Below are 18473 nucleotides of genomic sequence, written 5' to 3'. Positions count from 1 at the left end.
AAGCCATATCACCAACACGTTCAAAACAAAATTGTATGAAAAATTTTAACTACTTCATCTTTGTTTTGCTGATCCTTAATTCAGCTTGCTTGTCTCAAAAAGATTTTATTGCCGAATACGATTATAACTACAAAGGAGCTTTTAAAAAATACAAGACCTTTGGCTTTGTGGAAGAGGAAGGAAAAAACGAAGCCGATTTTACCGGCATTATTGAAAAATCCATTAGTTCCCGTTTGGGTTCACAGGGATTCCGACAAAAAGAGAATAACCCTGATTTGCTGATCATTCACAAGCTTTATATGAGTGAAGTCCGATACAGGGGTTACAATCAGCCCAACTTTGATTACTGGTTAAAGAAACAAGGCATCGAATTGGTAGAAGAATCCGTCCTGGACAGTCTTGAGCGCCAAAAACGAGGAGAAAATTACAATGCCGTAAAATACACCCAGAATGACGGCATGTTGGTAGTTTTGGTCATCGATCACAAAAAAGGCAATACGATCTGGCAGGGATACACTTCGGCGTATTTTGATTATGCCTCCCCAAACATCCACATTGACCTTACCCGGGCTACCTATAAAGTGATGGACCAATTCAAGATTCTTACTAGAAATTAATAAAATTATCGAAACGCCGATATCAGGCATCCCTTCATCACTGATGGGATGCTTTTTTGTTTTTCAATATGTAAAGCGTCAACCGGGCGCAGGTTCATTAATATTGGTTACTTATTGAATCTTGCTCTGGATGCGGTTTCCGAAAACGCAATCCGTACCTTTGCCAAATGACAGCAGCAAACCATTCCGACTTTCAGCCCCTTCTTGAAAATCTACCATTCGACGCATTTAACGAAATGCAACTGGCATTTTTCCAAAAGGCAGCATCATGCAAAGAAGTGATTCTACTGGCCCCAACGGGCTCCGGCAAAACGCCGGCGTACCTCATTCCCCTTGTTCAACAACTACAAGAAGAAGGCTCCTCCAAAAGGGCATTGATCGTAGTTCCCTCACGGGAACTTGCCGTGCAGATCGAACAAGTATTCAAATCACTAAAAACAGGTATTTCCTCCTGTACCTGTTACGGTGGTCACGAGATGAAGGTGGAGACCAATCGGCTAAATGACAATCCCGGTTTGGTGCTGGGAACACCCGGAAGACTCTCCGACCATGTCCTCAGCGGAAACATCGAGCCCGATGATTTTTCCCTTATTGTCCTGGACGAATTTGACAAGTCCCTTCAACTGGGCTTCCACGAACAATTGAACATGCTGTTCGAAAAAATAAAAGGGGAACCTCGGTTTTATTTAACCTCCGCCACGCTGCTGCATCCCTTGCCCGATATGCTTCCAGCCAGAGAATGGGAGACATTGGATTTCCTGAAAGGCGCTTCCTCCAATAGTCTGGAGCTAAAACTAGTGAGAACCTCCAGCGTAGAAAAAGCGGATACACTGCTCCGGTTGCTAGCGGACCTGGCCGGGGAAAGCACGTTGGTTTTCTGCAATCACCGGGAGGCCGTGAACCGGATCAGCCAGATGCTTACCGAAAACAACTTCGCTCATGCCCTGCTGCACGGTGGCATGGAACAGATAGATCGGGAGAAAAACCTGATACGTTTTCGGAATGGCAGCCAGAACCTACTAATTGCAACCGATTTGGCTTCCAGGGGCCTGGATATTCCTGAAATAAGGCAGGTGGTGCACTACCAACTTCCTACCTCGGAGCAGGCTTATATTCACCGCAATGGCCGAACCGCCCGTATGCACGCTTCAGGAACCGGCTATCTGGTATTGGCTCATGACGAACAGCTTCCGGAATACTTGACGAAGGAGTTGCCGGAATACCAGGTCCCCGCGGACTTCACCACTCCCCAGCCGTCTCCCATGGAATGTCTGTATATCAGCGGGGGGAAAAAAGACAAAATCAGTAAAGGGGATGTGCTGGGCTTCTTGACCAAAACAGGTGGACTGAAGGGCAATGAAATTGGCTTGATCAGTATTCTGGAAACGGCAACTTATGTCGCGATTCCCCGTCAAAAGGTTTCGGACCTGCTTAAAAATACATCTGGCCAGAAATTAAAAAAAGTGAAGGTAAAACTGGAAATCGCTAATTAAGTTCGATATAGTTCAATGGCATGGTTTTCATGTGTACTTTTTCAAATCTCGGCCAGACACTGTTCAGCATATTGAGTATTTGTTTACCAAGAGATTGTTTAGTGAGCCATTGCAACTTTTTTAACTGGCCAAAGGTTCCTATATTGGCGTATTAAACGCTTTAATGAATGCAAATGGAAATAAATTAAATAGGAAGGGTATTACAAAAATGACCTAATCCATAAAAAAATGTCATGTAAACACGGTGGCCTTTACGAACCGCTTTTACCAAAAAATAAAATCAAAATAATCCTTTCTGATTATGAAAAAGATAACGATTATGATACCCGAGCACAAGTATTCCTTCTTTCTGGAACTGGTGAAAAACCTGGGACTGGAAAAGATAAAGGAAGAACCAATAGAAGCACGCCAGGAAGCTTTAGACGGGCTTGAGCAGGGTTTTAGGGAGGTGAAGTTGATCCAGGAAGGCAAAATGAAGGGTACACCGCTTCAAGAGTTCCTCGATGAACTTTGAGATTGAACTTACTGATCATTTCAAAAAAGAGGCTAAGAAGCTCACCAAAAAATACCGGTCCCTAAAAACTGAACTGAAAGCCCTGGGCAATGAGCTTGCCAAAAACCCCATCTGGGTGTAGTTTGCAACTACACCCTTCTATCCTTTTCAGTTTGCAATTGGAAATGGACATCATTACCAATAATCCACGGCTATCAAACCGTCTAATCCCGCATAATTTCTCGCGCTTGAACACATGTAGTCTTCAGGTTTTTCCACGATTCCCGACCTTACCGGATTCTCATGAATATAATTCATTCTACTTTCGATCATCTCGGTTCGATAAAGTTCAATGGCATGGTTTTCATGTGTCCAAAATTGCATTTCTCCAGATCTGTTATTAAACTTAGCATGATAAGCAAAAATCATCTTCAACCATTCCTTTCTGCTTTCCTGAGGATTTTCCAATATCATTTTGAGCAATTTTTTGCTTGTAAACTTTTTGAAATCCCGAACCCAGTCTGATAATTTTCCATCCTTTTGTTGAGCAATCAAGTGAAGGTGATTGGTCATGATGACATAACCAAACAAAAAAAGCCCCTTCTCATTTCTACAATAAGTCAGATTTTCCAAGATAAAATCCCTATACATTTTTCTTGAAAACACATCTGCCCATCCAACCACTTGGAAGGTGAAGAAATAGGGCATTTCCTGATCTCTTATCCGGTAAGCTTCGCCCATAATTGAAAATAATTGTTGTAAACTGGAATTACAAATTCCAAGGATAAAAAGGTGTAGTTACAAACTACACCTAGGTGGGGATGTGCTGGGCTTTTTAACCAAAACAGGTGGACTGAAGGGCAATGAAATTGGCTTGATCAGTATTCTGGAAACGGCAACTTATGTCGCGATTCCCCGTCAAAAGGTTTCGGACCTGCTTAAAAATACATCTGGCCAGAAATTAAAAAAAGTGAAGGTAAAACTGGAAATCGCTAATTAAGTTCGATAAAGTTCAATGGCATGGTTTTCATTTGTACTTTTTCAAATCTCGGCCAGACACTGTTCAACATTTTGGGCATTTGTTTACCAAGAGGTTCTTTAATGAGCCATTGCAAATGGCTTATAATGAATGACGATTTTAAAGGAAGATAGGAATAATAGGGTGTAGAGGATTCTACACCCAGTTGAGGGATTCGAGGTCTTTCAACTAGCTCTCCGAAGATCTTCGGTAATCAATAAGTCTTGGGTAAAACCTTCCAATATCCCCTGGTCCCTCCTATTCTCTCCAACACCCGTTTTTCTTTAAGGGTATTTACCTGCTCTTTGGCTGTGTAGTAGTTTATCTCCAACTTTTCAGAAATTGTCTTTACTGAGACCGTTGGATCTTTTACTATCAATTGAACGATCTCTTTTTGCTTCTCCGGCAAACCGATTGTGACGGGTTCATCCTCGGATTGGGGGGGGGTATTTCATCCTTTTCAACTTCTTCAAGGAACCAAGGGTGAACAAGAACATTTACCTGAAAGAAACTCCTCTCCTCATCTGTAATAAAATCGGGCAGGGGAGAACCATTGGCTTTCATCGCTTTTCGAATGGTAGGGATACCCGTTGCCTTGCCTTCCGTTAAATCCAATTCTTTGAGAAAATCTCCCAAGCGCCGATTCCGATACCTGCGAGGAAAAACGGTACCCTTTCGAAATTCGGTTATCTTTATACTACGATCCGGTCCTCCACAGTTGATCACCATCACCTTGTCGGGATAAATCCGTATTTCTACTGGTTCTCTGGTTTGATAATCCCGATGGTAAAGTGCATTGGCAATTATTTCCTCAAAAGCCTCGAAAGGGTAGTTCCAAACACGTACGGATGCTGACTGCCCCTGTATTTTTCGAGTCATTTGTTTCAACACATTTATCCTAAGGTATTCCATGGTACGATTAATCATATAATCTACCGGACCCGTAATGTGCGGCGCCTCAAAAAACTCTGGTTCGGATTCTCCCTTTGGAAAATGCACGATCTCTACCCTGGAATAGGGAAAGTATTTTTCCGGATTTTCCGTAAACATCATCGAGGCTAAATTTTAGCTAAACAAGAAGCTAATTAATTAAAAAATTAAAATAAATGATAAATCAGTTGTTTACCTGATTTATCCGTTGTATATTTAAATAATTAATTAATACAGTATGGTCCAACTTACAAAAAAGGAAGAGGAGGTAATGAAAATCCTCTGGAAACTCAGAAAAGCTTTCGTTAAAGATATTGTGGCAAAATACCCAGATCCTAAACCACACAACAATACCATTTCATCACTGGTGAGGATATTACAGGATAAAGGAATCGTGGGATTTAAACAATATGGAAACACCTATGAATATTTTCCACTGCTCAGAAGGGAGGAATACCGTAAAGGTTTTATGAAAAAGATAATTAGCGATTACTTCGACAACTCATTTTCCAATGCGGTAGCATCTTTTATAGATGATGAAGAACTTGATCGGGAAGAAATTGAAGAAATAATGAAACTTATAAAATCCAAATAAACCATGGAAGATGTTCTTTATTATCTATTGAAGGTTGCTATTGGAACTGCTGTTTTCTATATTGCTTATCATTTTCTGTTCCAGAAAAGCAAGCATTTCGTATTTAACCGCTTTTATCTTGTAGGATCTTTTATTGCCTCTTTTATTATACCCCTTATAACTTTTAAAGCAAGCTCCTACCTCAGGCCGACAAGCAATTATTTTTCCTATGGCGTCAATGGTGCCGATGTTTTAGAACCTGTAACCTATGCAACAGAAGCAGGAAAATCTATAGGCTTTCAGGAATTTTTGCTGACTATTTACCTGGTAGGAGTAATATATTTTTTTATAAAGCTAGTCTATGGGTATAGAGTAGCTGCCCGAATCCAAAAAAGATGCAGGGAGAAAGTTGTTAATGGAATAAATGTTTATGTTTCCGAAGATAATGTCCGGGCTTTCACTTTTCTTAACAAGATTATTATAGGGAAAAACATTCTTAACAATCCTTCCATAGCGGTGGTTTTAAACCATGAATCAGTCCACTCAAGAGAAAAACATTTTTATGATATTATAATTGCTGAACTGCTTTTAATTCTCCAATGGTTTAACCTCTTTGGATGGCTTCATAGTCAGGCTATTAGAAATAACCTCGAATTCCGGGCTGATGATATGGTTATCAGGGAATCTGATATCCAAATATACCTGTCAACCATGCTGTCAATGGTGCAGAATAGGGTTAAGCTCCCATTATTTACAGAATTTAATTCAAGTAACCTTAAAAAACGAATAATTATGATGAAATCAAAAAATCAAAACAGATTTGCCGGTTTGGCAAGATTGCTACTGGTACCGGTGTTTGCAGTTCTTTTGGTATCCCTTTCGGAAAAAGAAACAGTTGCTGTTGTTGATGATCCCAATAAAAATGATAAAGTCCATCAGACGCCGAATTTGAAAAAAGATAAATCTGTTACTGTCGCCACTCTATCACCGGATCCTGTGAATAGTAACTATATTGATATTTTCTTTAAAAAACACGGCCGGGTCCTTCTGAGAGGGAAAGAAGTGCCTTTGGAAGACATTTCCGGCAAAATAGTTTTGGAGGTAGAAAAACTGGATCCGGACAAATACTCCCTGACTGGATTGATAAAAACCTACACTGAAATCCCTTTAAAGCAAATCCTAGATGTTAAAGAAATTTTCAACAATCATGGGATCGAGGACGTAATCATTGATACGGTTTCTTATAAAAAACCGACCGAGGTAATTGTCTTTTAACTACCGGTTTATAGTGGACTGAGAGCTGATCGGAATAATATCAGCCCCAAATGTAATTGCCATCGGAAGAGTCTGGGCAAAAGATTTATTACAAATAGGAATGAACTCTCTACTTTTGGCTAATATGGATGAAAGCCAATAACGGTATAAATAATTACGCAATGAGAATTTTTATAACAATTTTATTATTTGGTTTTTCCTTGGAGAATCATTCGCAGACACTGATTATGGGAAACTTCCGGAATTACAATTCAGGGGAAATAAGTTTAACCGCCTTAGACAACAGCTTCGGGGATATAAGCAATATAATTTTGAGAACAAATTCCTCGGGAGATTTTCTCATTAACATCGGTTTTATGGCTCCTTCTTATGTTAGGATGAACATTGGCACCCACCAAGTAGAAACTTTAATGTTTCCCATGGATACGGTAAATATACAGGCTGATGTGGAAGATTTTGATAATACAGTCTCCATAAACGGGCAACGGCTTAATGAAATTGATAGCACATCAATAAGCATCATGAACAATGCCGCCTACGGTTCCTTTGAAAGCATGGTAAAATCAATAAAGGAGCGGGTAATATTTGTTGATTTCTGGGCTACATGGTGTGGTCCGTGTTTGATCGATCATAAAATCATGAAATCCTTATTAAAAGACTCCAAAAAGGATATGAGCATTTTGTATGTTTCTTTCGACAAGCCTGAGAAAAAAGAGGTATGGCAATCCTACATTTATAAAAAAAACTTATCCGGTGTACATCTTTTAGCTAATAAAATACTACAGGAAGAATTGATAGATGGGGTAGGAATTAACAGTTTGCCGAAATATGGCATCATTGAAAACGGCAAGCTGAGCATAATAAAAATAGATAACAGTAATAACCAATCAGGTGTATATTATAGCAGCAGATCAAGGGTCTTGGATGTTGTAAAAATCTATGAGGAAAGTATCGCAAAAAATATGAAAGATTAAGGGTGAATTTTATCGAAAAGCAAATAGGGAGTGTTAGTTGAAATTACACTCTCAGCTAATATGGTAATTTCGCTGAAGTTACCTCATCTGGGAGTTTGCAACTACACCCTTCTATTATTTTCAATTTGCAATTGGAAATAGACGTCATTACCAATAATCCACGGCTATCAAACCTACCCATTCAGCATCATTCCTTGCGCTTGAACACATATAGTCTTCCGGTTTTTCCACAATTCCTGCCCTTACCGGATCTTCATGATTGTAAAGCATGTTACTTTCGATCATTTCAGTTCGATAAAGTTTAATGGCATGGTTTTCATGTGTACTTTTTCAAATTTCGGTTAGAAACTGTTCAACATTTTGGGTGTTTATTTACCAAGAGATTCTTTAATGAGCCATTGCAAATGGCTTATAATGGATGACAATTTTAAAGGAATCCAGGAATAATAGGGTGTAGAGGATTCTACACCCAGTCGGAGCTAGGGAATGGATAGTAATCCCAACGAGGGCAAACCCAATCAGCTGATCCAAATCCCAGCGAATTTACCTTCAAACTTGAAAAATTAAAGGAGATATCCGAGCTGGAAACGCGCTGGTTCTGCCATTGTAGACAAAACAAGTTCAGCTATCTTTCTGAACCTCCACATCCGATTCCCATCCTGTATTTTTAAGGGCCGGATCGTTTTCTTTTTTTAGAAAATCCGCCTCCGAAAGGGAAGCTGCCTCCCATTCCAAAATGGCCTCGTCCGGTACCTGTTCAATGGGTTCCTTCCAAGCAGTGGAAGGTTCATTGTAAGCGATATTTGACAGGGAATTAAAACAAGAGATAATGCTCCACCTGGGTTCATCCGACAGGTTGGCTGCCGAACGGTGAAGCAGGTTACTATGAAAAAACAAGGCATCACCGGGCTGCAATTCACAATATACCAATTCCATGGTTTTCAATGCATTGTCGACCATTACCTTATCCGCACCCACTTGCTCACCGGCAAAGCCATGATTAACCCTCCCTAACTTGTGGGAGCCTTTGATTACCTGCAAACATCCGTTTGCCTTAGAGGCTGGGGTAAGCGCAACCATTACACTTAGCAACTGATCCGGAAACATAAACTGATTTTTGTACCAGTACCCGTAGTCCTGGTGCCATTCCCAGGCCCCACCCACCTTGGGTTCTTTTTGCATTAATTTCGAATGAAAATGGCAAACTGGGGCATCTCCTTCCAACAATTCCGACACAGACTGAACCATTTTCCGGCTGCGGGTCAGGTAGCCAAAAACGTCATTTCCTGGCTTAAACCAGAGAGATAAGCGGGTCTTTTTTCCCGATTGATCGTTGAGGTCCATGGCATTTTTCCGCATGGCCTCATCGTCCAGGGCTACCCGGTATAATCTATCCGTCTCTTCCCGGGAGCAAAATCCAGGTACCACCAGGTATCCATCGCGGGCATAATCTTCGGTTTGTTGCTTGGTAAATGGCTTCATGAAGGAAAATTAACCATAAAATACGAATTAAGAAAGCTATCTCGGTTCTGATCCGGTATCTGCATAAAGCGAAATATTAAAACACCAAAATTTTTTAAATAATCTATCTCAATTGTGAAAGTATTTTTGGTAAAATCCCCCAATTAGGCAATATAAATATCCCAAGAATAGTACAAACCAAAACTTCGGCCCCCTGAATTACAGCTTTTTCGGGCTTACAGCAAATGGATCTGGATGCGTTAAATTTTTCAATTGGTAAAAACCTGGTCTTGCATCTAATTTCGGACAATCTCACAATCAAAATAACCATGAAAAACACATCTCTTCTTTCCGAAAAAAAACACCAACCATTAGGACTACTACCTTGTTTGTTGGTATTTATGACACTCACGCTTCCTTTATGGATTGCTGGAAGCTTGCTATCCGATACCTTTGCAAGTTGGCTAATATGGATCATTTCAGGCTGGCTCAGCTGGACATTCACAGAATATTCTGTACATCGATTTTACATGCATCATCCTCAGCCTAACACTGAAAAAAAGTTGTACCAATCTCATATGAACCATCACCGAAATCCTTCACATATAAAGATTACATTATGGCACCGATTAGGGATGTTAATTAGCGGTTTGATTTTGCTCTACTTTTCATTTTTCCTCCCTCCCATTATTGTCATTTTCACGGGATTTTTTATTGGCTTTATAGGCTATACCCTTATGCATTGGATGCTTCATCAGTCTTGGGCTAGTCGCTTATTTCCCAGACTTCAGGAATCCCATTTACATCACCATGGCAGGTATCCTGACAATTGCTTTGGTTTCAGTCTGATCTTATGGGATCATTTATTTGGAACCTTAGCACCAAAACCTACCAGCATATCACCAAAATTTCGGGAATTCTATTTCAAAAAAACATATCCGGGAAAGGTCAACAAATCTGGGAAAGAACCAAGTTGAAATTTTCTTAGAAAAATGATTGCTTTTTTTACCAAAAAAATCTAATATGATTAGGTAAATACAATTTTAACAAATTATAATTTTTATTAAAATAGTTTTAAGGATTATAAATTTTAAAACCACATCTTGTCCCATGGATAACAACCCTTTACAGCATCGGTTTTTTCAGCATCTCAAAACTTTACTTCCTGCTTATAAATCGCTGGTGGATGAGGTTTCGGATATACTGGAAATAAGTACAGATAGTGCTTACCGGAGGATTCGAGGAGAGAAAATGATCAACCTAGAGGAAATCAAAAAAATCAGCCAACACTTCAAAATCTCCCTAGATCAGTTAATGAATCTGAACAGCGATGCTATCCTCTTTCATGGAAAATTAAACGACCAATCCGAAAACAGGTTCACATCCTGGCTTGAAGATATACTAAAACAACTTGAGATGGTAAATAAACACCAGCATAAACATATCTATTTTTTGCTCAAGGATATTCCTCCTTTTTATCATTTCTACTTTAAAGAACTGACATACTTCAAGTTCTTTTTCTGGATGAGATCCATCTTATATTACGAGCGGTTCAAAAACGAATCCTTTGATTCTAAAATCAATCATTTTGAGCAGTATGATGGCCTTATTCAAAAAATTTTGAAATTTTACAACAAAACCCCCACAACCGAAATCTGGAATGTGGAGAGTATCAACACCACCGTTAGACAGATTGATAGCTATCACGAAATGGGTATTATCTCAAATATTGCAGATAGCCAGTTAATATACCAACAATTGCTAAACCTGGTAGATCATATTGAAAAACAGGCCGAGTTGGGCAAAAAATTCAACCCAAATTGTGGCCCGGAGCCGGATAATGCTCCCTATCGGCTACTTGTGAACGAGTTTATTTTGGGAGATAATACATTTATGGCAGAGATGGATGACAAAAAAATCACCTACCTAAACCATAGTGTTTTGTATTTCATCGGTTCCATGGATCCCAGGCTAAATGATGCCATGTTTGGTAACCTGGAAAACCTGATAAAAAAATCCAGCATGATTAGCACTGTAGGGGAAAAAGAACGAATCCGGTTTTTCAAAGACCTGCGCTCTAAAATATATTCGAGCATGACAAGGGCGGGACTCTCCTCCACCTTGATCCCACTGGAACAGCCTGAAGACGCGAGCAAAACGGCTGAAAAGTAAATCAACGCCCCCTCGTACATGGGAAAGTGAACGCTCAAAACAAACTACTATCCCATCTGAAATTTCTTCAAGAAGAGGAATTCCTGCGTACTGCAATTTTCCAAATTTTTGATTAGCTTAGAAGGTAATTTAAGTGCCGGACAAATTGGTTACTACTTTCCGAAATCACATAAATTCTTTTTTCTATGAAACAGGGTCCAAAATTACTTTCCTTGTATTTGCCGTTTTTATTGCATTTTGTTTGTATGCCATTTATTTCTTTGGCGCAAAACGAACCTACGAACAATCCCATCCTGTCCTATTTGCAACAGGAAGCCGCTGCTCTGAGTGCTAATTTTCCTCCTCCAACCCTCTCCCCTTCCGACTGGGAAAACCGCAGGCCGGAGCTGTACCAGCAGTTTATCGAAATGATGGGCTTTTCCATGGAGGGGCCGCGTACCGCTCCCGCCGTCCGCCATACGGGGACCATTCAGGAAGATGGATTTACGATCGAAAAATTCTATTTTGAGTCCTTGCCGGGATTGTTTGTACCGGCCAATTTGTATTTACCAGACGATACCAGCTCCCCACGGCCGCTGGTCTTGTACCTTTGCGGCCATGCCCCGGGGCAAAAAGCACACTACCAGGCCCACCCACGTAGACTTGCCCAACTGGGCTTTGCCTCTTTGATTTTCGACACCTTGCAATTCGGCGAGGTGGATGGCCATCATTGGGGGCCCTATAACAAAGGCTGGTTTCACTGGTATTCCCGCGGATACAATCCCGCCGCTGTGGAGCTATGGAATGCCATCCGGGCCCTGGACTACCTGGCCGAACGAAAGGAAGTGGATATGAATAATGTAGGGGTCACCGGTATTTCCGGCGGCGGCTCCCAAAGCTGGTACCTGGCCGCAGCAGATCCCCGGATCAAAGCAGCCGCCCCTGTATGTGGGGCTGGCACCATGGATTCCCAGATAGGCGATCGAAGGATTGACGGACACTGCGATTGCATGATGCCGAACAACACGTTTCAAATGGACTTCACCGACATTGGTTCCTTGATCGCCCCCAGACCGCTATTAATTGCCCAGTCGGACCGAGACGAACTTTATGGCGTCGAATCCACCCGAAAATTCCATCAAATGCTAACCTCTTTTTACAAAAATATGGGAGCGGAAGACCAGGTATCTCTGGTGATAACACCCGGAGGGCATTCCTATCACGAACAATCGCGTAAAGCCATTTTTTCATTCTTCCTCAAGCACCTGATGGGAAAAACCGTCCCTCCCGGGCAAATCGAAGACATCGAAACGGGTCCCGCTGCCTTGCTTCCCGCCGATAGCCTGTCGGTGTATGGTGATTCCGCACCTGAGGGAGATCTTACCCCTGTCATTCAGGAGCACTTCATAGAGATTCCTTCCCCCCCGGAAATAAACAGTGAAAAAGAGTTAGAAGAGCACCGCAAAAAGGTTAAAGAATACTTATCCACGCGTACCTTTGGTGCATTTCCGAACGCGGCGGCGGCTTTTGAAGGCAAAGAAATATACCGAACGGCTGATTTGGCTCCTTTTGGAAACAAGACGTTTGCATTTACCAGCGAGAAGGGCTGGCGCTTAAAGCTGAATGTATTTTACCGGCAGAATCCGGACGAAAACCATCCCCTGGTAATCATCTTAAGAAGCCCCGGGGAACAACGGTGGGATTCGGAAAGCTTTGCCCAAAAAATCGCCCGCGGTAAAAACGTTGCGTACCTGGAAGTACGGGGAACCGGAGAGGTTGGCTGGGCACCGGAATTGAATTGGCACGTGCGGAGGGCAGCGGCCTGGACGGGTAGAACCTTGCCTTCCATGCAGGTATACGATGCCTTGCGGGCCCTGAAATATGCCCGAACCTTGCCCGGTGTAGACCCGGAAAAAATCAGCATCGCTGCCAGAGACGGCATGGGGCTTGTTGCCATGTATGCGGCTTTTTTGGACGAGGAATGCGAAAACCTGATCCTGTCCCATCCACCGGAGACGCATGACCTACCCAGCCCTGTCAATGGAAGGGACACAGCACTGGAATTATTGAACGTATTAAAAGTAACGGACTTGTACCAAATTCCCGCTCTTATCGCCCCTACCCAAACCAGCTTTTTGGGAGCGGTACCCGAGGCATACCTTTGGTCTGAACGTAGTCTGAAAAGGGCTGGCAAAAACGGTTTTATACGACAGTAAGTTTATCAATATCAAATGGTTACCTAAAAGAAATTCTTTTTATTTAAAGAATAAATTATTATTTTTATGGGCTTTTGTCAATAGCTAGTAGGTAAATTTCCTTCCGGATACGCGCAATCGTTAAAATGGATGGTAGGCGTGTGGCGGGACAAGGGAAATACTGTGTTGATGTCATTTCTATTTGATTATCAGCAAAGTGACCTACCGGCCCTGAAAATAATAATACGAAACCCAATAGACAGCACTCCATTGACCCTTCTTACAGATCGAATGCTAGACCGATCCCAATCAAATTAAGGCTATGAAAAATACGGTTAAAGGTTACAGCCTATTATTTTACCTGCTATTGGTTCCCCTTAGCTTTATTGGAACAGGAGCGTTGGTAGCGGGAATGGGTGTCGGCAAGGGCCAGGGCCTTGCAAGCGCTGGTATCGTCGTTGGATATGCTATGATGGGAGCTATATGCTGCCTGATAGTTGGTATTATGCTGACCCTATACGTAGAAAAAAAGTACATTGTAAAAACCAATTATGCATTGACAGGGATACTGTTGGTGGTAGTTCTGCTGTTCACCCTGCGCTGGAATCACCGCCAAAAACCCACAAACGAGCCATCCGCCGAACCTGTGACCCCCGCCGAACCTGTGACCCCCACCCAACCGGTCACCTTTTCTTACCAAAAGACACCGCCCAAAGGGCTGGGTTTTTTCAGCCCGGATTACCTGCAGCATTCCACGCATTACCTCTATGGAGCTTTTTCTCCTGGTGCCTGGGATGGATCTGGTATGGTACAGGACAGCCTGGTTTTCTTTAAAAATGAACAAGGAATGTACGATATTGCTTATGCCCCACCCTATTTTTTTCCGCAACACCTCAAATTGGATTACGACCGGCTTTTATTAAAAGTGATCAGCCTGGGAAGAACTATGGTGGAAGTAGAAGTCAATCAGCAAACAGGCCAAACAGCACTCATGGAACGAGCCAATGGCAACCTGATCTACTGGCCGGAATTCCTATTGCAGGTTTTTTCGGTAGAAGCCTTGCCCGGTCAGCAGGTAGCTGTCAGAATCAAGCCTCAGGAAAATGCGGACGAGGTTCGCACCGAGTACGTTTTCCTTCAAGCAGCAGCGGTAAAAGGGCAATGGTTGAACGTTACGCTTTTAGATAAGGATTTCAAACCGTTGGGAACTGGGTGGATTCGCTGGGAAAAAGAAAACCAGCTGTTACTTACCTATAGTTTATTTAGCTAGTATTTTGGTTTGTGGTGTGTTTACAATTTGGATTTTATTTCTTTGATTCTGTCTTTGACGGTCATTTTCTGAACGTCGATGGATTCAGAAACGGCCATAAGAAATTCCTTAACGGCTCCGGTGTGTTCCGTGGACTTTCCTTCTTTCATATCGACGTAGCGCATCGTTGTCCAAAGTAAGGTTTTCAATTCCTCCTTGTTGTCATCGGTCATGTAATATTCAATGAGCACGGTTTGGTGGTCATGCCAGATGACGCGGCTCATGATCCGTACCCATTCGCCTACCCTGGCCGGTCGGACATAGGAAATGTTATGATTGTACACCACCCAGGCAGCCTTGTATTTGCGGATAAAATCAATCATTTCCACGCCGTACAATTTGGGCACCTGATCCTCTCGTGCATTGAAGAAATAATCGAAATACTTGGCATTGTTCAAGTGCTGCAACGGGTCACAATCCTGAAAGCGAACGACCACCCGGCTCTCCGTTTCTTTTGGATAATGTTTTTCTTTATCAAATTCAAACATCGCTTGATTAGGAATGAATAACAAAGATATATGATTTAAATCATTGTGCCGAATAGATTAAATTTCATTATCTTAAGGATCGTAAAAAAACCCACTATGAAGATCCTTGTTCCTACCGATTTGTCCGAAAATGCGGCCAACGCCTTTTCCTTTGCCAGGTCTTATGCGCAACAGCAAGATGCCAGCATTACCTTAATGTATTCGTACTATGCCGTGTATGATTTTGCCGCACAGGCAGCAGAGATCATTCAGGCCATTGAATCCGATGCCAAGGCAGCATTAAAAAAAGTGATCAGCGAGACCGATGGTTCGGTAGAGGTGGATTATAAAATCATCCAGGGCACGGTTTCGACGGCCATATTTGCCACCGTTGCGAATGGAGATTATGACCTGATCATCATGGGAACCCAGGGAGCAAGCGGGATCAAAAAAAGCCTGATAGGATCCAACACCGCTACTGTGGTCAAAGAAAGCGAGGTACCCGTCATCGCCGTGCCCTTTAATGCCAATTTCGAATCGGTCAAAAAAATAAGAGTGGCCCTGGAATTGGAAAACGAAAACGAGGCCATGTTCCGAAAACTAATCGAACTGACAGAAACCTGGAACCTACCCTACGAGGTAGTGCATGTGGAAACCGGTGCTGATTTTGACAAAGACATCAGCTTTAAAGGCATTGCTGCGCACCTGACGGAGACGTTTCCTGACTGTGACTTTACCTTTGAAAAACTGATGGGAAAGGACAGCGATCAGGGACTAAACGATTACCTGCAGGGCAAAACAGAAAGTTTGCTGGTGATGTTTTCGAAGGAAAAAAGTTTTTTCAATTCCCTGTTTTCCACAAGTCATAGCGTAGAGATGGCCTATCACACCCACATTCCACTGTTGGTTATAAAATAAACACATGAACGCAATCGTAATCACCAAGGCCGGTCCCCCTGAAGTTTTGCAATTGGAAGAAAGACCAGTGCCGGAGCCCAAGGAAAACGAAGTGCTTATCCGCGTTCGGGCAGCAGGAGTGAACCGACCCGATCTTGCCCAACGCCTGGGAAAATACCCTGCACCGGAAGGTGTGCCGGAGGATATTCCGGGATTGGAGGTTTCCGGCTGGGTAGAGAAATTGGGCAAAACGGTAAAAACCTGGGAAATCGGGGACGAGGTTTGCGCCCTTATTGCCGGTGGCGGCTACGCGGAGTACGTGGTTGCCCCAGCAGACCAGTGCCTTACGATACCGGAAGGCGTTGGCTTGGAAGAAGCGGCTTCCCTGCCGGAAACTTATTTTACCGTTTGGAATAATGTTTTCAAGATCGGCAAGTTTCAATCGGGCGAAAAAGTACTGGTACACGGAGGCAGTAGCGGCATTGGCGTAGCGGCCATTCAGATGATCAGGGCACTCGGCGGAGAAGTGTTTACGACGGCTGGAACGGATGAAAAATGCGAAACCTGCTTGGAATTAGGGGCCAGCCTCGCTGTCAATTATCGCCGCGAGGACTTCGAAGAAAAGCTGAAAACCAGGTTGCAAGGAGCAAAAATAAACCTGATACTGGATATGGTCGGCGGCTCCTATTCCTTAAAAAACATCCGACTGCTTGCTCAGAAGGGGCGGCTGATTATGATCAATGCCATGAACGGGAATATTGGAGAAGTTGATTTGATCCGGATAATGAAAAAAGAACTGGTACTTACCGGTTCTACCCTGCGTCCTCAGTCCGTGGAATACAAAGGAATCCTTGCAACCGAATTAATGGCTCAGGTCTGGCCCTTATTCCCGGATATGATTCGACCGGTAGTTCATACCGCATTCCCCTTGAAAGATGCTTTCAAAGCCCATCAACTGATGGAAAGTTCAAAACATATAGGCAAAATCTTATTATTGGCATAAACCAATATCCATCCAATACCGGGCGTACCCCGACCTAACAACCTACCAATGAAATACCTCTCAATCTCCCTAATTCTGTGTCTCGTTTTCAACTCCTGTGGACAGCAGACTGAAAATTATTCCTTAACTTCCGAAGATACTGTATTTGAAAATGTGCTGGTCATTGATATCATATCCGGAAAAATAGACAGCAGCCATGTCATCATTAAAGGCCGGTTAATCGATCGGATCGTTCCAGCTGGCGCTCCTGTTGATTGGGGCGAAGGTAAGGTCCTGGCAGGGGAAGGTAACTACCTCCTGCCGGGCCTGGCGGAAATGCATGCGCATATTCCTGCCCTGGAGTGGAATGACCCTTTGGTGGAAGAAACCCTGTTCCTCTACCTTTCCAATGGCATCACCACCATCCGGGGAATGCTGGGCAATCCGGTACACCTGCCCTTGCGCGAGAAAGCGGAAAAGGGAGAAATCCTCTCTCCTAGAATTTTCACTTCTAGTCCCTCACTGAACGGCAACACGGTGCGCAACCCGGAAGAGGCCCGGGAGAAGGTGACCGCCTATGCCGAAGAGGGGTACGATTTTCTGAAGCTACATCCCGGTATTCGGTTACATGTATTTGACACTCTGGTAAAGACCGCCAAAGAAGTCGGAATTCCCTATGCAGGCCACGTTTCGAATCTGGTGCGTATTCGCCATGCCCTTTCGAGTGGATACCAGACGGTGGATCATGTAGATGGTTTTCTGGAAGGGTTGGTTCCGGAGGAAGCAGGAGTAAACCCTATAGAAAATGGTTTTTTTGGCTATAATTTTACAGATCTGGCTGATAAAGAACTTATTCCGGAATTGGTGGCACTTAGCAAGGATAATGGGGTTTGGGTGGTGCCCACGCAGGCACTTTTTGACCGCTGGTTTTCGCCCACTCCCGCAGAGGAGCTGGCCAGGCAGCCAGAAATGAAGTACATGAATCCTGAAACCATAAAAAACTGGATCGCTAGTAAAAATAACCAGACCACGGGAGATAACTATGATCCGGATCAATGGCGACGATTCAATGAAATCAGACACACGCTTATCAAAGCACTCCACATGGAAGGGCAAGGGTTACTATTGGGATCCGATGCCCCTCAGGTATTCAATGTACCTGGATTTTCCATCCACCACGAATTGCAGGGCATGCTCGATGCGGGACTGAGCCCATTGGAGGCATTGCAGATTGGCACCGTTAATCCGGCTACCTTTTTCGAAGGGAATTTTGGCCAACTAAAGGAAGGAATGGAAGCAGACCTGATACTGGTAGAAAATAACCCGCTGGAGGATCTGAGCCATCTTCGGAATCCAGCCGGAGTCATGGTCCGGGGACGCTGGCTGGACAACGAGTTCATTGAAGAAAAACTGAACTCCATTGCCGAAAAATACACTAACCCGGGACAGGAATGATCCCGGAGCTTATCTCCTTTATTGCGAAAGAATCTCTGAAACTAACATTCATTTTAAGTGACAGTCGTTGTAGACAAATTGGTTTTTTGCCAAAGGGATAAAGGAAAGTCTTCTCAGTGGAGAGATGGAATTTCTAAAAAAATATGGTTTATTTACGTTTTGGAGTACCGGTTTAAATCATT

General features: G+C 43.0%; 20 protein-coding genes. 15 read left to right on the top strand and 5 right to left on the bottom strand.

The features are described 5' to 3' along the window. The first annotated feature begins 35 nt into the window (after nucleotides 1–35). From GJS45_RS05055 to GJS45_RS23915, 4 genes are all read left to right on the top strand, one after another. On the top strand, nucleotides 36–617 hold the full coding sequence (locus GJS45_RS05055) for a DUF4136 domain-containing protein (RefSeq protein ID WP_162340359.1): 582 nt from the start codon (nucleotides 36–38) through the stop codon (nucleotides 615–617). Between the two features lie 167 nt (nucleotides 618–784). Next, the gene (locus GJS45_RS05050; protein ID WP_162340358.1) at nucleotides 785–2110 is read left to right on the top strand and encodes a DEAD/DEAH box helicase; all 1326 of its coding nucleotides are present in this window, start codon (nucleotides 785–787) and stop codon (nucleotides 2108–2110) included. Nucleotides 2111–2411: 301 nt separating this feature from the next. After that, the gene (locus GJS45_RS05045; RefSeq protein ID WP_162340357.1) at nucleotides 2412–2624 is read left to right on the top strand and encodes a hypothetical protein; all 213 of its coding nucleotides are present in this window, start codon (nucleotides 2412–2414) and stop codon (nucleotides 2622–2624) included. Then, nucleotides 2614–2745: a hypothetical protein gene (locus GJS45_RS23915; RefSeq protein WP_262887922.1), complete on the top strand. Its 132-nt coding sequence runs from the start codon at nucleotides 2614–2616 to the stop codon at nucleotides 2743–2745. The genes GJS45_RS05045 and GJS45_RS23915 overlap by 11 nt, the downstream gene beginning before the upstream one ends. 53 nt (nucleotides 2746–2798) lie before the next feature. On the opposite strand, the gene GJS45_RS05040 is transcribed toward GJS45_RS23915, so the two are convergent. Next, nucleotides 2799–3344 (bottom strand): REP-associated tyrosine transposase, encoded by a 546-nt coding sequence (locus tag GJS45_RS05040; RefSeq protein ID WP_162340356.1) that lies wholly within the window; start codon nucleotides 3342–3344, stop codon nucleotides 2799–2801. 82 nt (nucleotides 3345–3426) lie between these two features. On the opposite strand from GJS45_RS05040, the gene GJS45_RS05035 reads away from it, so the two are divergent. Further along, complete coding sequence (locus tag GJS45_RS05035) at nucleotides 3427–3603, top strand: DbpA RNA binding domain-containing protein (RefSeq protein ID WP_235954603.1); 177 nt, start codon at nucleotides 3427–3429, stop codon at nucleotides 3601–3603. 393 nt (nucleotides 3604–3996) lie between these two features. On the opposite strand, the gene GJS45_RS05025 is transcribed toward GJS45_RS05035, so the two are convergent. Next, nucleotides 3997–4674, bottom strand: a complete 678-nt coding sequence (locus GJS45_RS05025; protein ID WP_162340354.1) for an ATP-binding protein — start codon at nucleotides 4672–4674, stop codon at nucleotides 3997–3999. A gap of 115 nt (nucleotides 4675–4789) precedes the next feature. Between GJS45_RS05025 and GJS45_RS05020 the strand changes: the two genes are divergently transcribed. The 3 genes from GJS45_RS05020 to GJS45_RS05010 all read left to right on the top strand — a co-directional run bounded on the left by GJS45_RS05020 (nucleotide 4790) and on the right by GJS45_RS05010 (nucleotide 7374). Further along, nucleotides 4790–5146: a BlaI/MecI/CopY family transcriptional regulator gene (locus tag GJS45_RS05020; protein ID WP_162340353.1), complete on the top strand. Its 357-nt coding sequence runs from the start codon at nucleotides 4790–4792 to the stop codon at nucleotides 5144–5146. A gap of 3 nt (nucleotides 5147–5149) precedes the next feature. Continuing rightward, on the top strand, nucleotides 5150–6400 hold the full coding sequence (locus GJS45_RS05015) for a M56 family metallopeptidase (RefSeq protein WP_162340352.1): 1251 nt from the start codon (nucleotides 5150–5152) through the stop codon (nucleotides 6398–6400). Nucleotides 6401–6528: 128 nt separating this feature from the next. Beyond that, complete coding sequence (locus GJS45_RS05010; RefSeq protein ID WP_162340351.1) at nucleotides 6529–7374, top strand: TlpA family protein disulfide reductase; 846 nt, start codon at nucleotides 6529–6531, stop codon at nucleotides 7372–7374. A gap of 147 nt (nucleotides 7375–7521) precedes the next feature. On the opposite strand, the gene GJS45_RS05005 is transcribed toward GJS45_RS05010, so the two are convergent. Continuing rightward, a complete protein-coding gene (locus GJS45_RS05005; RefSeq protein WP_162339962.1) occupies nucleotides 7522–7659 on the bottom strand; it encodes a hypothetical protein in 138 nt (45 codons plus the stop codon). A 336-nt stretch (nucleotides 7660–7995) separates the two neighbouring features. Next, nucleotides 7996–8856: a phytanoyl-CoA dioxygenase family protein gene (locus tag GJS45_RS05000; protein WP_162340350.1), complete on the bottom strand. Its 861-nt coding sequence runs from the start codon at nucleotides 8854–8856 to the stop codon at nucleotides 7996–7998. A gap of 224 nt (nucleotides 8857–9080) precedes the next feature. Between GJS45_RS05000 and GJS45_RS24060 the strand changes: the two genes are divergently transcribed. The 4 genes from GJS45_RS24060 to GJS45_RS04980 all read left to right on the top strand — a co-directional run bounded on the left by GJS45_RS24060 (nucleotide 9081) and on the right by GJS45_RS04980 (nucleotide 14451). Beyond that, nucleotides 9081–9812: a sterol desaturase family protein gene (locus GJS45_RS24060; RefSeq protein WP_394366566.1), complete on the top strand. Its 732-nt coding sequence runs from the start codon at nucleotides 9081–9083 to the stop codon at nucleotides 9810–9812. 133 nt (nucleotides 9813–9945) lie between these two features. After that, nucleotides 9946–11007 carry a helix-turn-helix domain-containing protein gene (locus GJS45_RS04990; protein WP_162340348.1) on the top strand — a complete coding sequence of 354 codons (1062 nt, stop codon included), beginning with the start codon at nucleotides 9946–9948 and terminating at the stop codon, nucleotides 11005–11007. Nucleotides 11008–11192: 185 nt separating this feature from the next. Continuing rightward, nucleotides 11193–13202: an alpha/beta hydrolase gene (locus tag GJS45_RS04985; protein ID WP_162340347.1), complete on the top strand. Its 2010-nt coding sequence runs from the start codon at nucleotides 11193–11195 to the stop codon at nucleotides 13200–13202. A 301-nt stretch (nucleotides 13203–13503) separates the two neighbouring features. Then, entirely contained in the window at nucleotides 13504–14451 is a 948-nt protein-coding gene (locus GJS45_RS04980; RefSeq protein WP_162340346.1) for a hypothetical protein, read from the top strand. Between the two features lie 20 nt (nucleotides 14452–14471). Here the strand turns inward: GJS45_RS04980 and GJS45_RS04975 are convergent, their stop codons facing one another. Then, the gene (locus GJS45_RS04975) at nucleotides 14472–14978 is read right to left on the bottom strand and encodes an acyl-CoA thioesterase (RefSeq protein ID WP_162340492.1); all 507 of its coding nucleotides are present in this window, start codon (nucleotides 14976–14978) and stop codon (nucleotides 14472–14474) included. 96 nt (nucleotides 14979–15074) lie between these two features. Here GJS45_RS04975 and GJS45_RS04970 point away from each other — a divergent pair, with 96 nt between their 5' ends. From GJS45_RS04970 to GJS45_RS04960, 3 genes are read left to right on the top strand one after another with little or no spacing between them, the layout of a single operon-like run. After that, nucleotides 15075–15875 carry a universal stress protein gene (locus GJS45_RS04970; protein WP_162340345.1) on the top strand — a complete coding sequence of 267 codons (801 nt, stop codon included), beginning with the start codon at nucleotides 15075–15077 and terminating at the stop codon, nucleotides 15873–15875. A gap of 4 nt (nucleotides 15876–15879) precedes the next feature. After that, complete coding sequence (locus tag GJS45_RS04965; protein ID WP_162340344.1) at nucleotides 15880–16857, top strand: NAD(P)H-quinone oxidoreductase; 978 nt, start codon at nucleotides 15880–15882, stop codon at nucleotides 16855–16857. 48 nt (nucleotides 16858–16905) lie between these two features. After that, entirely contained in the window at nucleotides 16906–18291 is a 1386-nt protein-coding gene (locus GJS45_RS04960) for an amidohydrolase family protein (RefSeq protein WP_162340343.1), read from the top strand. The last annotated feature ends 182 nt before the right edge of the window (nucleotides 18292–18473 follow it).

This window comes from Cyclobacterium salsum (genome assembly GCF_010119245.1).
Taxonomy (GTDB): Bacteria; Bacteroidota; Bacteroidia; order Cytophagales; family Cyclobacteriaceae; genus Cyclobacterium; species Cyclobacterium salsum.
Note: the sequence above shows the minus strand (reverse complement) of the source record. Positions and strands in the feature narration are given on the sequence as shown.

Excerpts from the sequence above, each read along its gene's own strand:
- GJS45_RS05010 (WP_162340351.1), top strand. The coding sequence starts at position 6,529 with ATGAAAGCCAATAACGGTATAAATAATTACGCAATGAGAATTTTTATA.
- GJS45_RS04985 (WP_162340347.1), top strand. The coding sequence starts at position 11,193 with ATGAAACAGGGTCCAAAATTACTTTCCTTGTATTTGCCGTTTTTATTG.
- GJS45_RS24060 (WP_394366566.1), top strand. The coding sequence starts at position 9,081 with ATGGATCTGGATGCGTTAAATTTTTCAATTGGTAAAAACCTGGTCTTG.
- GJS45_RS04990 (WP_162340348.1), top strand. The coding sequence starts at position 9,946 with ATGGATAACAACCCTTTACAGCATCGGTTTTTTCAGCATCTCAAAACT.
- GJS45_RS23915 (WP_262887922.1), top strand. The coding sequence starts at position 2,614 with ATGAACTTTGAGATTGAACTTACTGATCATTTCAAAAAAGAGGCTAAG.
- GJS45_RS05020 (WP_162340353.1), top strand. The coding sequence starts at position 4,790 with ATGGTCCAACTTACAAAAAAGGAAGAGGAGGTAATGAAAATCCTCTGG.
- GJS45_RS04975 (WP_162340492.1), bottom strand. The coding sequence starts at position 14,978 with ATGTTTGAATTTGATAAAGAAAAACATTATCCAAAAGAAACGGAGAGC.
- GJS45_RS04970 (WP_162340345.1), top strand. The coding sequence starts at position 15,075 with ATGAAGATCCTTGTTCCTACCGATTTGTCCGAAAATGCGGCCAACGCC.
- GJS45_RS05005 (WP_162339962.1), bottom strand. The coding sequence starts at position 7,659 with ATGATCGAAAGTAACATGCTTTACAATCATGAAGATCCGGTAAGGGCA.
- GJS45_RS05015 (WP_162340352.1), top strand. The coding sequence starts at position 5,150 with ATGGAAGATGTTCTTTATTATCTATTGAAGGTTGCTATTGGAACTGCT.
- GJS45_RS05000 (WP_162340350.1), bottom strand. The coding sequence starts at position 8,856 with ATGAAGCCATTTACCAAGCAACAAACCGAAGATTATGCCCGCGATGGA.
- GJS45_RS05050 (WP_162340358.1), top strand. The coding sequence starts at position 785 with ATGACAGCAGCAAACCATTCCGACTTTCAGCCCCTTCTTGAAAATCTA.
- GJS45_RS05055 (WP_162340359.1), top strand. The coding sequence starts at position 36 with ATGAAAAATTTTAACTACTTCATCTTTGTTTTGCTGATCCTTAATTCA.
- GJS45_RS04980 (WP_162340346.1), top strand. The coding sequence starts at position 13,504 with ATGAAAAATACGGTTAAAGGTTACAGCCTATTATTTTACCTGCTATTG.
- GJS45_RS05045 (WP_162340357.1), top strand. The coding sequence starts at position 2,412 with ATGAAAAAGATAACGATTATGATACCCGAGCACAAGTATTCCTTCTTT.
- GJS45_RS04960 (WP_162340343.1), top strand. The coding sequence starts at position 16,906 with ATGAAATACCTCTCAATCTCCCTAATTCTGTGTCTCGTTTTCAACTCC.
- GJS45_RS04965 (WP_162340344.1), top strand. The coding sequence starts at position 15,880 with ATGAACGCAATCGTAATCACCAAGGCCGGTCCCCCTGAAGTTTTGCAA.
- GJS45_RS05040 (WP_162340356.1), bottom strand. The coding sequence starts at position 3,344 with ATGGGCGAAGCTTACCGGATAAGAGATCAGGAAATGCCCTATTTCTTC.
- GJS45_RS05025 (WP_162340354.1), bottom strand. The coding sequence starts at position 4,674 with ATGATGTTTACGGAAAATCCGGAAAAATACTTTCCCTATTCCAGGGTA.